Genomic DNA, 14102 nt, shown 5'->3' with positions numbered 1-14102 from the left:
GGGACTCCCTAGGTGGTGGGGCGGGTCAGAGCGCGGCGACGGCCTGGATCTCGACGACCAGGCCGGGCAGCAGCAGCCCGGCCACGACGGTCGCCCGGGCGGGGCGGTGGTCGCCGAACGCCTCGCCCCATGCCTCGTTGAAGGCGGCGAAGTCGTCGAGCGAGGTGATGAACACCGTGGCCGAGACGATGTCGGTCAGCTCGGCGTCGAACTCGGCGAGGATCGTCCGGATCCGCTCGATCGTCACCCGCGTCTGCTCGCGCATGTCGCCGGGCGCCACCACGTTGTTGTCCTTGTCCAGCCCGACCTGGCCGGCGAGGTAGGCGAAGCCGTTGGCCACCACGGCCTGGGAGTAGGGCGCGATGGCGGGGCCGAGCGTGCTGGGGTTGTAGATCTTCAGGTCTGCGGACATGGCGGAGCTCCGTTCGTGGAAGGGGTGGTGCGGTCTCGCCGGTCCCGGACGACCCGGGACCGGGTCGGTCAGTAGGCGCCGCGGTAGGCGCGGGGGTCGGTGGCGTCGTGCACGTAGCGGATGAAGCCGGCCCAGTCGAAGACCGGCAGGCCGGTCGCCTCGTGGACCGCGCGGGCGTACGGCGGGAGGTCGCTGCACTCGAGGAGGATCGCGCCGAGGTCGGGGCTGGCCGAGGCGACCGCCACGGCGGTCTCGACCACCTCGCGCCGCATCAGCTCGTCGTCGAGGGTGCCGACCTCCTGGATGATCACCTCGTTGAAGTGGGGCTGGTGGTCGAGGCCCTGGACCACCAGCCGGGCGGGGTCGGTGATACCGGCGCCGGCGAGCACGCTCTCGCTGATGCCGTTGCCGTTGGCCACCAGCACGCCGAGCCGCTGCGCGGGTGCGAGCATCCGCAGCAGCATCGGCGCCTGCAGCAGGCTGGACATGAACACCGGCACGTCCACCGCGGCCGCGACGACGTCCTGGTAGGCCGCCATGTAGCCGCAGTTCCCGGTGATCGCGCGGACGCCTTCGGCCTCCAGCTGCTTGGCCGCCGCGACGAACAGCTCGCCGTAGGCGGCCGCGTCACCGGTCAGCACGTCGGAGCCGGCCGCCCCGTCGACGACCAGGTAGCGCACCGGGAAGCCGAACGTCGTGGCGTTGTTCAGGTCACCGGGCACGAACGGGACGTTCCACTCGGCGCAGAGCATGCCGATCGTGTAGCCGTAGGCGACCGGGCGGGCGGTGGTGGTGCGGTAGACGGCCATCACAGGACCCCCTCGACGACGGACGTGACCTCGGGCGTCGACGCGGGCAGCCCGCCGAGGTAGAGCTCGCTGACCTGGGGGTCGAGCATCAGCTCGCGCGCCGCCCCCTCGAGGGCGACCTGCCCCTGGACCAGCACCAGCCCCCGGTCGCTGACCGCGAGGGACTGGACGGCGTTCTGCTCCACGCAGAGCACGGTGACGTCCTCGTCGGCGCGGATCCCGACGATCGTGTCGAACAGCTCGGTGACCTTCGCGGGCGACAGCCCGGCGGACGGCTCGTCGAGCAGCAGGACGTCGGGCCGGGGCATGAGCGCACGGCACACGGCGAGCAACTGGCGCTCGCCGCCGGACAGCGAGTCGGCACGCGCGTGCTGCCGGTCCCCCAGCGCCGGGTACCGGCCGAGCAGCTCGTCGGCCCGCCGTTCCCGTTCCCGTCGCGGCATGTGCTGGCCACCCGCGCGCACGTTCTCGCGGATGCTCATCGGCCCGAACACGTTGTCCAACTGGGGGACGAACGCCATCCGGTGCCGGCGCACCCGCCGGTGTGCCGGCACCTTGGTGCAGTCCGCGCCCGAGATCGTGACGGTCCCGGTGCGGGCCGGGACGAAGCCCATCAGGCACTTGAGGAAGGTGGACTTCCCCGACCCGTTCGGGCCGATGACGGTCATGATCTCCTGGTCGGCGAGGTCGAAGGAGATCCCGTCGAGGATGTTCACGCCGGGCACGTAGCCGGCGGTGAGGTCTCGGGCCTGCAGTTTCATGAGCTGGTCGCTCCGGTGGTGACGTGGGTGGGACGGGGAGCGCCGAGGTAGGCCTCGACCACGCGGGGGTTGTCCTTCAGCTCGTCCGGGCGGCAGGAGGCGATGACGCTGCCCTTGTCCAGGACGTGGACGCGCTGGCAGAGCCGGCCGATGAAGCCCATGTCGTGCTCGATGACGAGCAGCGTCGCGCCCCGCTGGTTGATGTCCTTGAGCCGGTCGGCGATCGTGACGCGCAGCGTCGGGTTGACCCCCGCCGTCGGCTCGTCGAGGAGGAGCACCTCCGGATCGGTCATCAGCGCGACGCCGAGGCTGAGCAGCTTCTTCTGCCCGCCCGAGAGCCGTCCCGCCGGCTGCTCGACCATGTGGCCGAGGTTGAGGAAGTCCAGCAGCTCCAGGGCCTTGCCGACCGCGACCTTCTGCTCGGCCGCCCGCGCCCGGCGCCGGAGCAGACCCCGGACGGGAGCGCTGCCGATCGGCAGGGTGGCCCCGCACAGCATGGCTTCGAGGACGCTCATCTTCATCGGCTGCGCCGCCGTCTGGAAGGTGCGGCGGATGCCCATCCGGCTGACCTGCCAGTCGGCCAGCCGGTCGAGGCGGGTCCCGCCGTACTCGATCGTGCCGGTGTCGGGGTTGAGGAACCCGGACAGGCAGTTGAGCAGGGTGGTCTTGCCCGAGCCGTTCGGCCCGACCAGGCCGACGATCTCGCCGGGGGCGATCTCGAGGTCGACGTCCTGCAGGACGCGGACGGCGCCGAACGACTTGCCCACGCCGCTACTGGTGAACATCGATCCTCCGCAGCTTCTCGGCGAACAGCCCCTCGGGGCGGGTCATGAGGAAGGCCGTGAGCACGAGGCCGACGACCAGGAGCCGGACGCTGCTCGCGCTCTGCTCGGGGATGGGGAGGACGTCCTTGAGGAACCGGCTCCCGGCGTAGATCAGCTGGATGGCCAGGGCCCCGAACACCGCCCCGCGGTTGTTGCCCATGCCACCGATGATCAGCATGGTGAAGACCAGGAAGGTCTCGATCGGCAGCAGCTGGTTGGGGCCGATGTAGGAGATGTAGAGCGTGTAGACCGACCCGCCGACGGCGGCGATCGGCGCGGCGACCGCGAGGACCCGCATCTTCTCGGCGGTGATGTTGTGCCCGAGCGAGGCGGCCAGCACCGGCTCCTCGCGGATCAGCCGCAGCACCCGGCCGAACTGCATGCGGGTGAGCGACTCGGCGATCAGGTACGCCACGCCGGCGAGGGCGATGCAGAGGACCAGCCAGACGATGGCCGAGCCGATGCCGGTGAGCCCGGTGAAGGGGCCGGCGATGCCGCTGATCCCCTGGGGCCCGCCGGTCAGCGCGCTCTCGTTGACCACGACCAGCCGGAGGCACTCGGCCACGGCCAGGGTGACGATCGCCCAGTAGTCGGCGGCCAGCGTCCGGCCGAGGCGGCCGATCGCGGCGCCGAGCAGGCTGGCGGCGACGATGCCGACCACGATGCCGAGCAGCCAGCTCCCGCCGTGCAGGGCGACGATGCCCGACGCGTAGGCCCCGATGCCGAAGAAGGCGACGTGCCCGAAGTTGAGCAGGCCCGTGACGCCGGCCTGCAGGTTGAGGCTGAGCGCGAAGAGCGCGTAGATCGCCGCGACGGTGGCGACGTAGAGGAGGAAATCAAGCACGTCGGCCTCCCAGGCCGAAGAGCCCCTGGGGACGCAGGAGCATCACGAGGATGACGGCGACGAAGCCGACCGCCGGCCGGTAGCTCACCGGCACGAGCAGGGGGTCGCCGCCGAAGATCGCGCCGAAGTCGACGCGCAGGACCGTGCTCTCGGCGAGGGCGAGCACCGCCGCGGCGAGCAGCGACCCGCCCACGCTGCCGATGCCGCCCATGATCACGGCGGCGAAGACGGCCAGCAGCAGCGCGCTGCCCATCTCCAGGGAGATGGACGTGTCCGCGGCGATGAAGACCCCGCCCGTCGCCGCCATGGCGGCGGCGAGGAACACCACCGACGTCGAGACCCGGCGGACGTCCATGCCGCTGGCCGAGGCCAGGTCGGGATTGGTCGCCGCGCAGCGCACCGCGCGGCCGGCGTTGGTGAACGCCAGGACGAAGAAGAGGACGGCGAAGATCGCCACCGTCAGCGCGACGACCCAGATCTGCGCCCGGGTCACCACGGCATCGCCGAGCCGCAGGCCGGGAGCGGGCGCGAGGGGGAGGCGCTCGGGCCGCGGACCGGCGATCGCCTGGATCGTCGCGGTGATGACGATGGACAGCGCGAGCGAGCCGATCAGCGCCGTGGCGCTGCTGAACGACGACAGCCGGCGGAAGAAGAACAGGTGCAGCAGCACCCCGAGGACGCCGGCCGCGAGGATGCCGACGACCGACCCGAGGACGACGCCGAGCCCGATCCCGGAGGCGGCCACGAGGGCCAGGTAGGCCCCGACCGGCGCGAACTGGACGTGGGCGACGTTGGCGAACCTGACGATCCCCCACGTCATGGAGAGACCGACGGCGATGAGGCTCAGCTGCGACGTGCGCACGAGCGTGTCGATGATGATCTGGGTGAGCACGCGTCCGCCTCCCGGGCAGGCAGTGGGTCGGGCGAGGGGTGTCCCGTCCGGGCCCGCGGCGGCGGGCCCGGACGGGCTTCCGCTCAGCTCTCCTCGACGACCTTGCCGTCGGTGTACTTCAGGACGAGGTAGGGCTGGTCCGACCGCTGGTTCTGGTCGTCGAAGGTGATGTCACCGGTCACCCCGGCGTAGCCCTGCCCGATCGTCCCGAGCGCCTCGGCGATGGCGTCCGCGTCGGTGGACCCGGCCTTCTCGATGGCCTCGGCCAGCATCATCGTGGCGTCGTAGGTGTAGCCGCTGAAGGTGGAGGCGAAGTCCTCGCCGTACTCCTCCTGGTAGGCGTCCTGGTAGTCCTGCCCCTCGGGGCCGACGTAGTTCACGTCCATGCCGATCTGGTCCTGGACGGTCTCGGGTGCGGAGTCCGACGTGCACATCGTCAGGTAGATCCCGAACCACGGGGTCTCCTGCATGCCGCCCTCGAAGGCCTGCTGGTTGATGACCGACGAGTCCTGGCCGTACGCGCTGTACAGGACGACGTCGGGCTGGGAAGCGGCGATGCGCTCCAGCTCGGCGCGGTAGCTGGTCTGGCCCTCGGTGTAGAGGATCGTCTCGGTGACCGAGCCGCCGGCCGCCTCGTAGGCCTCGGTGAACGGGTCGACGATCCCCTCGCCGTAGGAGTTGTTGGGCACCATGATCGCGGCCTTCATGAGGCCGCGCTCGGCCAGCTGCTCGGAGGCGAACTTGCTGGCGATCGTGTCCAGGCCGATCACGGAGAAGGACTTGTCGCCGATCCCGGCGATCTCGGGCGAGGACGAGCCGACGTTCATGTGGATCACGCCCTCCTGCTGGAGGTACTGACCCAGCGGCACGGTGACGCCGGAGGAGTACTCCCCCATCACGGCCGCGACGTCGTCGACGCTGACCAGCTTCTTGGCCGCGTCGATGGCCGCGTTCGCGGCGCCGGCGGAGTCCTCGACGATGACGTTGAGGTCCTTGCCCATGACCCCGCCGTCCTCGTTGATCTTGGCGACGGCGAGCTCGATGCCACGGCGCTGGTCCTCGCCGATGGAGGCGCTGCTGCCGGTGAGCGGCAGCACGGCGCCGATGTTGACGGCGCCCTCAACGGCGTCGCTGTCACCGCCGGACGCGGGGTCGCCGCCCCCGCCGCCGGTGTTGGCGGCGGTGCCGCCGCAGGCCGCCAGGACGACCGCCAGACCGAGAGCGGCGGCGGGCTTCAGGAGTCGGTTCGGAGTCAGCACGGCAGTCCTTCAGCTGGAAGGGACGGCTTGCATACGGCTCTGTATGCAGCCTCGTATGCTGCGGGAGTATGTGAGCGTCGACACGTCGATGTCAACGGGTCGGCGAGAGGACGATCGGGACGTGGCGGAGCCCGAGCGTCGCGTCACCAGGACGTTCGCGAGCCGTAACATCGCCGTCGCAGATCAGCTGGAGAGGGGCACCGTGACGGTCACGAAGCCGGTCGAGCCCGTGCACGGGTCGTTGTCCGAGGCGGTCTACGCCGCCGTCCACCACCGCATCGTCACCGGCGTCTACCGCCCCAACCAGCGGTTGGTCGAGACCGAGATCGCCGCGGAGCTGGGGGCCAGCCGGACACCGGTCCGCGAGGCCCTCGTGCGGCTGATCAACGACGGCCTGGCGGTCCGGTCACGGCACGGCCTGATGGTCCGCGAGTTCACGCTCCCGGAGGTCAGGGAGATCTACGAGGTCCGCGCCGCCCTGGAGGGCTACGCCGCCCGGTTGGCGGCGGAGCGGGCCACCCCCGAGGCGCTGGCCACGCTCGGGGAGACCCTGCAGCACCACGCCCGGACGTCGCTGGACGAGGCGCTGGACCGGGCCAAGGTCGTCGAGACGAACGCCGACTTCCACGACGCGGTCCTGGCGGCCGGCGGCAACACCCGCATGCGGGGCCTGGCGACCGGCAACCAGTCCTACTTCTTCAACATCGAGGCCGCCGCCGTCACCTCGGACGAGGCGCTCGTCGTCGCGCTGGACGAACACCAGCTGATCTACGAGGCGATCCGCGACCGGGACGCCGACAAGGCCGAGGCGATCGTCCGGGGCCACGTCATGGCCGGCCTGAAGGTCATCGAGAGCTTCCTCTGAGGGCGACCCGGCAGGCGACCGCCGACGCGACGAGCTGCTCGAAGGACCGGGGGTCCCAGGCGGTGAGCTGCGCCCACCGCTGGAGCCGGTAGGTCACCGAGTTCGCGTGCAGGTGCAGCGCCTCCGCCGTGCGCGCCACCGACATGTCGGCGGCCGCGAAGGCCAGGACGGTCTCGGCCAGGTGCGGGTGCTCCCCGGCGGTCCGCACGGCGGTGGCGACCAGCGGCTCGAGCCGCTCGGTCTCCGCGAGCAGGCAGGCCTGCGCCCAGACGTCCCCGAACCTGGTCACGCCACCGCCCTCCCCGGCCGCGCCGAGCGCCAGCCGCGCGTCGCCGAGGCTGACCACGGCACCGCGCAGGCCACGGCGCCGCAGGCCCACGCCGACGGGCCCGCCCATCGGCAGGCGGCCGGCCGTCCCGGCCAGCCAGTCGTCCCCGTCCCCCCGGGCGAGGACGACGACGGCACCCGGCGGGGAGGAGTGGACGACCGGCACCGGCGCCCGGTCGAGCTCGCGCGCCACCTCCGGCGGGAGCACGACGTCGGCGCCGGAGGTCGCCCACGTCGCCGCGACGAAGTCGCCCCGCGGGTCCAGGCCGAGCGCGTCGGCCAGCCGGGCCGCCTCCGCGTCGTCCCGCCCCGCGACGAGGAGCTCCAGCAGGCGGGAGGACAGCGTGGCGCGGTGGCTGTGCAGCTCCCGGGTCACGTCCCCGTGGGCGGAGGCGAGGACGGTGGAGATGGCGTGCAGCAGCCGGAGCAGCTGCGCGGCCACGTCGGGCAGCAGCGGCGCCGCGGGCCCCGGGTCCGCGCACAGAGCACGCCACAGCTCCTGGTCGCCCAGGTGGTAGGCGCCGATGAGCACGTCCACCCCGATCCCCTGGCGGGCCCGGCGGCGGGCCAGGTCGGCCGCCCGCTCCAGGTCCGCCGGCGCCAGCAGCCGCCGCCCGGCCAGCGCGTCCAGCCGGCGGCGCTGTTGCTCCGTCACCGCCGCCAGGTGCTCGTCGTGGGGCACCGCGGCGTAGGCCGGCAGGTCGCGCCTGATCGTGGTGACGGAGTCGCGCGCGAGGCGGTCGAGGTCGCCGGTCACCCGCCGGCACAGCTCCGCGACGGGGCTCCAGTCCGACGTCGTCATGAGCGTCGTCCCGTGATTTCCACGAGGACACACTCCCCCATCGGGCCGCGTTTTGGCGATCGCACCGCAGACAGCACGCCGGCCGGGCATCCATATTGGTGAAGCCACCGAACCGGCCCGACCCAGGGAGCCCCATGACCCTCACGACCGGACGGCCCGTGCGCCTCGAGGACCGCTACGAGCTCCGCGACGGGGAGATCTACCTGTCCGGGTTGCAGGCCCTCGTCCGCATCCCGCTGGACCAGAACCGGCTCGACCGGCGGAACGGGCTGGACACCGCGACCTTCGTCTCCGGCTACGAGGGCTCCCCGCTGGCCGGGTTCGACCTCGAGCTGTCCCGGCAGGCGAAGCTCCTGGAGCAGCACCGGGTGGTCTTCACGCCCAGCGTGAACGAGGAACTCGGCGCCAACGCGGTGCAGGGCTCCCAGCTCGCGTCCTCCGTGGGCGGGATGACCTGCGACGGGGTGGTCGGGATCTGGTACGGCAAGGCCCCGGGGCTGGACCGCGCCACGGACGCGCTGCGCCACGCCAACCTCGGCGGGGCGGCCCCCACCGGCGGCGTCCTCGTCCTCGTGGGCGACGACTCGATCGCCAAGTCCTCCACCGTGCCCAGCAGCTCCGAGACCGCCATGGCCGAGATCGGCATGACCGTGCTCTCCCCGAGCGACCCCCAGGACGTGCTCGACCTGGGCCTCCACGGCATCGCGCTCTCCCGGTTCAGCGGGCTGTGGACCGGGATGAAGCTGGCGACCAACGTCGTCGACGGGGCCGGCACAGCGGTCGTCCGGACCGACCAGGTCGAGCCGGTCTTCCCCGACCGGAGGGTCGACGGCGTCCCGTACACGCACGAGGTCACCGCGAACTTCCTGCAGCCGACCCTCGCCGCGCTGGAGAAGACCCTCACGACGACCCGCCCCGAGCTGGCGATGCGCTACGCCCGCGCCAACGGGCTCAACCGCATCGAGGGCGACCCCGGAGCCAGCATCGGCATCGTCACCGCCGGCCCTGGCTACCTCGACGTGCTCCAGGCGCTCGCGCTCATGGGCATCCCGGCTGCCGACCTCCCCACCTCCGGCATCCGGATCCTCAAGCTGGGCATGGTCTCCCCGCTGGAGCCGCAGATCGTCGCGGAGTTCGCCCAGGGCCTGGACGAGATCGTCGTGGTGGAGGAGAAGCGCCCCTTCGTCGAGCTGGCGGTCAAGGACCTGCTCTACGGGAGCCCGGGCGCTCCCGCCGTCCACGGCAAGCGGGGCCCCGGCGGCACGCCGCTGCTGCGGCCCGACGCCGACCTGCCGCCGGAGGTCATCGCGAAGGCGCTGGCCCCGCGGCTGCTGGAGCGGACCGGCTCCGAGGCGGTCGCCGCCTGGCTGGAGACGGCGTCCGCGCCGGTCCGCCGCTCCCTCCCCCTGCTCCCGATGGTCAACCGGACGCCGTTCTTCTGCTCCGGGTGCCCGCACAACCGCTCCACCGAGGCCCCCGAGGGATCACTGGTCGGGGCCGGCATCGGGTGCTCCGCGCTCGCCTCGTTCATGCCGGAGGAGCGGGTTGGCACCATCGTCGGCCTGACCCAGATGGGCGGCGAGGGCGTCGCCTGGATCGGGATGGCGCCCTTCGTCGAGCACCGCCACCTCCTGCAGAACCTCGGCGACGGCACGTACCACCACTCCGGCAGCCTGGCGATCCGCGCGTCCGTCGCCGCCCGCTCCAACATCACCTACAAGCTGCTGCACAACGGCGCCGTCGCCATGACCGGCGGCCAGCAGGCGATCGGCAAGATGGCCGTGCGCGAGATCGCGGCGGAGCTGCTGGCCGAGGGCGTCGCCCGGGTCGTCGTCACGACCGAGGACCTCCAGCGGTACAAGGGCGTGCGGCTGCCCAAGGGCGTCGAGGTCCGCCACCGCGACCGGCTGATCGAGACGCAGGAGGAGCTGGCCCGCGTGGAGGGCGTCACCGTTCTCATCCACGACCAGGAGTGCGCCACCGAGCTCCGTCGCAAGCGGAAGCGCAAGAAGGTCGCCGAGCCGGTCGAGCGGGTGTTCATCAACGAGCGCGTCTGCGAGGGCTGCGGCGACTGCGGGCACAAGTCCAACTGCCTCTCGGTGCAGCCCGTCGACACAGAGTTCGGCCGCAAGACGCAGATCCACCAGGCGTCCTGCAACAAGGACTTCTCCTGCCTCGACGGCGACTGCCCCTCGTTCATCAGCGTCGTCCCGGGCACGAAGGCGCCGGCGCAGGACGGCGGACGACTCGAGGCGACCGACCTCCCCCAGCCGGAGCTGAAGGTCGACCCGGCCGACTACAACCTGCGGATCACCGGCATCGGCGGCACCGGCGTGGTCACGACCGCGCAGATCATCTCCACCGCCGCGGTGATGGCCGGGATGTACGTCCGCAGCCTCGACCAGATGGGCATGGCCCAGAAGGGCGGCGCGGTCGTCTCCGACATCAAGCTGTCGTCGGCCCCCATCGACGGGACGAACAAGGTCGCCGGCGGCGAGTGCGACCTCTACCTCGGCTGCGACGTCATCGTCGCCGCCAACGCGGCGAACCTCGAGGTCACCGCACCCGGGCGCACCATCGCCGTCGTCTCCACGTCGGTGGTGCCCACCGGCGCCATGGTCGCCGATCCGACCGTGGCCTTCCCCGACGTCGAGGAGACCACCGCCCGGATCCTGCAGACCTGCCGCGCCGACGACAGCGCGGTGGCCGACGTCCGGAAGCTCGTCGACGGGCTCTTCGGCGACGACCAGTACGCCAACATCTTCCAGGTCGGGATGGCCGTCCAGGCCGGCGCGCTGCCGGTCGACCCGGCGGTGCTCGAGCGGGCCATCGAGCTCAACGGCGTGGCCGTCGAGCGCAACCTGCAGGCCTTCCGGCGGGGCCGGCAGCTGGTCGCCGACCCGGCCGCGCTGCAGGCGGCCCTGCCCGCCCCGACGTCGGGGCCGACCGGCCCGTCGGCCGCGGCCCGCGAGCTCGCGGCTCACCTCGACCTCTCCGAGCCGGAGCTGGCGGAGCTGGTCCTGCGGCGGATCGACGAGCTCGTGGCCTACCAGAACCGGAGGTACGCGCAGCGGTACGTCGCGGTGCTGCGGCGGGTGCAGGGACGGGAGGTGGCGGCGACGGGGTCGAGCGGCCCGGTCACCGGTGCGGTGGCGGCCAACCTGTACAAGCTCATGGCCTACAAGGACGAGTACGAGGTGGCGCGCCTGTCGCTCGACCCGGAGCTGGAGCGGCGGCTGCGGGAGCAGTTCGGCGCCGACGTCCGGTACTCCTACCGGCTGCACCCGCCGGTCCTGCGCGCCGCCGGCATGGACCGGAAGATCAGCCTCGGCCGGTGGTTCCGCCCCGGGTTCGCGGCCCTCTACGCGATGCGAGGCCTGCGCGGCACCCGGCTCGACCCCTTCGGCCGGGGCGAGGTCCGGGCGACCGAGCGGGCGCTGATCGAGGAGTACGTCGACGCCGTCCACGGGGCCACCGCCCGGCTCACACCCGGGAACCTGCCGCAGGTCGCCGACCTCGCCGGTCTGCCCGACGTCGTCCGGGGCTACGAGCACGTGAAGATGGCCAACGTCGCCCGCTACCGCGAGCGCCTGGCCGCCCTGCGGGCCGAGCTCGGCATCTGACGGCCCCTCGCCGCGGGCCGCTCCTCCTCCGGGAGGGGCGGCCCGTCGTCGTTCAGCGGTAGGTGCCGACCAGCCGCGCGGCGGTGTCGTCCGTGCGGCGCTGCACACCCCCGGCCACCCAGGCCGGCACGCCGGCGGCGGTGAGCTGCGCGACGACTGCGTCGGCGACGTCGGGGGCGACCGCGGCGACCATGCCGACGCCGCAGTTGAACGCGCGCTCGGACTCCTCGCGCGGGACGCCGTGCTCCTCCATGAGCCGGACCGCGGCGGGCAGCGCCCACGTGGCCCGGTCGAGCACAGCCTCCAGCCCGTCCGGGACGACGCGGGCGGTGTTGCCCGCCAGCCCGCCGCCGGTGATGTGCGCGTAGGCGTGCACGCCGTCGACGCCGAACTGCTCGACGAGCGCCAGGCAGTCGCGGGCGTAGATGCGGGTGGGCTCGAGGAGCTCCTCACCGAGCGTCCGGTCGAGCCCGGCCGGCGTGGCGTGCAGGTCGAGCCCCGCGGCGCTCACCACGCGCCGCACCAGCGAGTAGCCGTTGGAGTGGAACCCGGACGACGCCATGGCCACGACCGCGTCGCCCTCGCGGACCCGCTCCGGGCCCAGGACGCCGTCGGCCTCCACGACGCCGACCGCCGTCGCGGCGAGGTCGTACTCGTCGGCGTCCATGAGGTCGCCGTGCTCCGCCGTCTCGCCGCCGACCAGGGCGGCGCCGGCCTGCGTGCAGCCCTCGGCGATGCCGGTGACGATCGCGGCGATCCGCTCGGGGACGACCTTGCCGCAGGCCACGTAGTCCTGGAGGAACAGCGGCTCGGCGCCGCAGGCGACCAGGTCGTCGACGACCATCGCGACCAGATCGATGCCGACGGTGTCGTGCCGGTCGAGCTGCCGGGCGAGCGCGATCTTCGTGCCGACGCCGTCGGTCGAGGAGGCCAGCAGGGGCTTGGCGTACTTGGCGGTGTCGAGCGCGAACAGGCCGGCGAAGCCGCCGAGGCCGCCGACGACCTCGGGCCGGTTGGTGCGCGCGACCGCCGTCCGCATCAGCTCGACGGCCCGCTCACCGGCGTCGATGTCGACGCCGGACGCCGCGTAGGTGAAGGGGGTGCTCACGGTCGGCTGAGCGCGTCCTCGGCCCCGCCCGGGACGCTGGCGCTGCCGGCCTGCTGACCCGTCCAGCCGCTCACCGACCGCTGGTCGTGCGCCGACGCCATCGGCAGCGGCGTCCGGCCGATGCCCTCGAGCACGTTCTTGCCGAGCACGCCCTCCTCCGCCAGCGGGATCGGGTACTCGCCGGTGAAGCAGGCCGTGCAGAGCCGGTTGGCCGGCTGCTCGGTGGCCGCGATGAGCCCCTGCTCCGAGACGTAGCCCAGGGAGTCGGCGTTGATCGACGCCCGCACCCCGTCGATCTCGAGCCCGTTGGCGATGAGCTCGGCCCGGCTGGCGAAGTCGATGCCGTAGAAGCAGGGCCACTTCACCGGGGGCGAGGCGATGCGCACGTGCACCTCGACGGCGCCGGCCTCGCGCAGCATGCGGATCAGCGCGCGCTGGGTGTTGCCGCGGACGATCGAGTCGTCGACGACGACCAGCCGCTTGCCGCGGATGACGTCGCGCAGCGGGTTGAGCTTCAGCCGGATGCCGAGCTGCCGGATGGTCTGCGACGGCTGGATGAACGTGCGGCCCACGTAGGAGTTCTTGACCAGGCCCAGCCCGTAGGGGATGCCCGACGCCTCGGCGTAGCCGACGGCGGCAGGGGTGCCCGACTCCGGGACGGGGATGACGAGATCGGCCTCGACCGGGTGCTCCTTGGCCAGCCGCCGGCCGATCTCCACGCGCGCGGCGTGCACGCCGCGGCCGGAGATGGTGGTGTCCGGGCGGGCCAGGTAGACGTACTCGAAGACGCAGCCCTTGGGCTCGGCGACGGCGAAGTGCTGGCTGCGCAGCCCGTTCTCGTCGATCGCGATGAGCTCACCGGGCTCGACCTCGCGGACCACCGAGGCGCCCACGATGTCCAGCGCCGCGGTCTCGCTGGCGACCACCCAGCCGCGCTCCAGCCGGCCGAGCACCAGCGGGCGCACGCCCTGCGGGTCGCGGGCGGCGTACAGCGTGTCCTCGTCCATGAAGGTGAGGCTGAAGGCGCCGCGCAGCTTGGGGAGTACCTCCATGGCCGCGGCCTCGACGGAGATGTCCGGGCGGGCGGCGATGAGGGCGGTGACCAGGTCGGAGTCGTTGGTCGCCACGAACGCCCCGGGCACGCCGGCGTCGGCGGCCTCGACGGCGAGCTCCGCGGTGTTGACGAGGTTCCCGTTGTGGCAGAGCGCGAGCCCCGTGCCGGCCTCCGTCGTCCGGAAGGTGGGCTGCGCGTTCTCCCACGTGGAGGCGCCGGTGGTCGAGTAGCGGGTGTGCCCGACGGCGAGGTGGCCGCGGAGGCTGCCCAGCGTCGCCTCGTCGAAGACCTGGCTGACCAGGCCGAGGTCCTTGTAGACCACGACCGAGGCGCCGTCGGACACCGCGATCCCGGCCGCCTCCTGACCGCGGTGCTGGAGCGCGTACAGACCGAAATAGGTCAGCTTCGCGACCTCCTCCCCCGGCGCCCAGACCCCGAAGACGCCGCAGGCGTCCTGGGGACCGGGAGAGTGGGGGTCGAGGTCGTGCGTCAGCCGTCCATCACCGCGAGGCACCCCCCGAG

The 14102-nt window shown here is 72.6% G+C and carries 12 protein-coding genes; 2 read left to right on the top strand and 10 right to left on the bottom strand.

Annotated elements, in window-relative coordinates; all coding sequences use genetic code 11:
- Positions 1-25: 25 nt before the first annotated feature.
- The 7 genes from DCS98_RS07980 to DCS98_RS07950 form a co-directional block, all read right to left on the bottom strand.
- Positions 26-412 (bottom strand): RidA family protein, encoded by a 387-nt coding sequence (locus DCS98_RS07980; RefSeq protein ID WP_116450854.1) that lies wholly within the window; start codon positions 410-412, stop codon positions 26-28.
- Positions 413-480: 68 nt separating this feature from the next.
- Positions 481-1221 (bottom strand): aspartate/glutamate racemase family protein, encoded by a 741-nt coding sequence (locus DCS98_RS07975; protein WP_116450853.1) that lies wholly within the window; start codon positions 1219-1221, stop codon positions 481-483.
- Positions 1221-1982 carry an ABC transporter ATP-binding protein gene (locus tag DCS98_RS07970; RefSeq protein WP_116450852.1) on the bottom strand — a complete coding sequence of 254 codons (762 nt, stop codon included), beginning with the start codon at positions 1980-1982 and terminating at the stop codon, positions 1221-1223. Before DCS98_RS07970 ends, DCS98_RS07975 begins: the two co-directional genes overlap by 1 nt.
- On the bottom strand, positions 1979-2767 hold the full coding sequence (locus DCS98_RS07965) for an ABC transporter ATP-binding protein (protein WP_116450851.1): 789 nt from the start codon (positions 2765-2767) through the stop codon (positions 1979-1981). Before DCS98_RS07965 ends, DCS98_RS07970 begins: the two co-directional genes overlap by 4 nt.
- Positions 2754-3650: a branched-chain amino acid ABC transporter permease gene (locus DCS98_RS07960; protein ID WP_116450850.1), complete on the bottom strand. Its 897-nt coding sequence runs from the start codon at positions 3648-3650 to the stop codon at positions 2754-2756. Before DCS98_RS07960 ends, DCS98_RS07965 begins: the two co-directional genes overlap by 14 nt.
- Complete coding sequence (locus tag DCS98_RS07955) at positions 3643-4542, bottom strand: branched-chain amino acid ABC transporter permease (RefSeq protein ID WP_164704458.1); 900 nt, start codon at positions 4540-4542, stop codon at positions 3643-3645. Before DCS98_RS07955 ends, DCS98_RS07960 begins: the two co-directional genes overlap by 8 nt.
- Positions 4543-4625: 83 nt before the next feature.
- Positions 4626-5801: an ABC transporter substrate-binding protein gene (locus tag DCS98_RS07950; protein ID WP_206340156.1), complete on the bottom strand. Its 1176-nt coding sequence runs from the start codon at positions 5799-5801 to the stop codon at positions 4626-4628.
- A gap of 202 nt (positions 5802-6003) precedes the next feature.
- On the opposite strand from DCS98_RS07950, the gene DCS98_RS22930 reads away from it, so the two are divergent.
- Entirely contained in the window at positions 6004-6666 is a 663-nt protein-coding gene (locus tag DCS98_RS22930; protein ID WP_164704457.1) for a GntR family transcriptional regulator, read from the top strand.
- On the opposite strand, the gene DCS98_RS07940 is transcribed toward DCS98_RS22930, so the two are convergent.
- Positions 6647-7795, bottom strand: coding sequence for a PucR family transcriptional regulator (locus DCS98_RS07940; protein WP_116450848.1), 1149 nt, complete (start codon positions 7793-7795; stop codon positions 6647-6649). The two genes, DCS98_RS22930 and DCS98_RS07940, sit on opposite strands and share 20 nt — an antisense overlap.
- A gap of 134 nt (positions 7796-7929) precedes the next feature.
- On the opposite strand from DCS98_RS07940, the gene DCS98_RS07935 reads away from it, so the two are divergent.
- Positions 7930-11418, top strand: a complete 3489-nt coding sequence (locus tag DCS98_RS07935) for an indolepyruvate ferredoxin oxidoreductase family protein (protein ID WP_116450847.1) — start codon at positions 7930-7932, stop codon at positions 11416-11418.
- A 52-nt stretch (positions 11419-11470) separates the two neighbouring features.
- Here the strand turns inward: DCS98_RS07935 and purM are convergent, their stop codons facing one another.
- Both purM and purF read right to left on the bottom strand, forming a co-directional pair.
- Positions 11471-12526, bottom strand: a complete 1056-nt coding sequence (gene purM / locus DCS98_RS07930; protein WP_116450846.1) for a phosphoribosylformylglycinamidine cyclo-ligase — start codon at positions 12524-12526, stop codon at positions 11471-11473.
- On the bottom strand, positions 12523-14094 hold the full coding sequence (gene purF, locus DCS98_RS07925; protein ID WP_116450845.1) for an amidophosphoribosyltransferase: 1572 nt from the start codon (positions 14092-14094) through the stop codon (positions 12523-12525). The genes purM and purF overlap by 4 nt, the downstream gene beginning before the upstream one ends.
- Positions 14095-14102 lie beyond the last annotated feature (8 nt).

It is taken from the genome of Blastococcus litoris (genome assembly GCF_003075095.1).
In the GTDB taxonomy this organism is placed as follows: domain Bacteria; phylum Actinomycetota; class Actinomycetes; order Mycobacteriales; family Geodermatophilaceae; genus Blastococcus_B; species Blastococcus_B litoris.
The sequence above is the reverse complement of the archived record's forward strand: the minus strand, read 5'-3'. Positions and strand labels throughout refer to the sequence as shown.

Coding starts and splice junctions, on each gene's coding strand:
- DCS98_RS07970 (WP_116450852.1), bottom strand. CDS start 1,982: ATGAAACTGCAGGCCCGAGACCTCACCGCCGGCTACGTGCCCGGCGTG.
- DCS98_RS07980 (WP_116450854.1), bottom strand. CDS start 412: ATGTCCGCAGACCTGAAGATCTACAACCCCAGCACGCTCGGCCCCGCC.
- DCS98_RS07965 (WP_116450851.1), bottom strand. CDS start 2,767: ATGTTCACCAGTAGCGGCGTGGGCAAGTCGTTCGGCGCCGTCCGCGTC.
- DCS98_RS07975 (WP_116450853.1), bottom strand. CDS start 1,221: ATGGCCGTCTACCGCACCACCACCGCCCGCCCGGTCGCCTACGGCTAC.
- DCS98_RS07940 (WP_116450848.1), bottom strand. CDS start 7,795: ATGACGACGTCGGACTGGAGCCCCGTCGCGGAGCTGTGCCGGCGGGTG.
- DCS98_RS07935 (WP_116450847.1), top strand. CDS start 7,930: ATGACCCTCACGACCGGACGGCCCGTGCGCCTCGAGGACCGCTACGAG.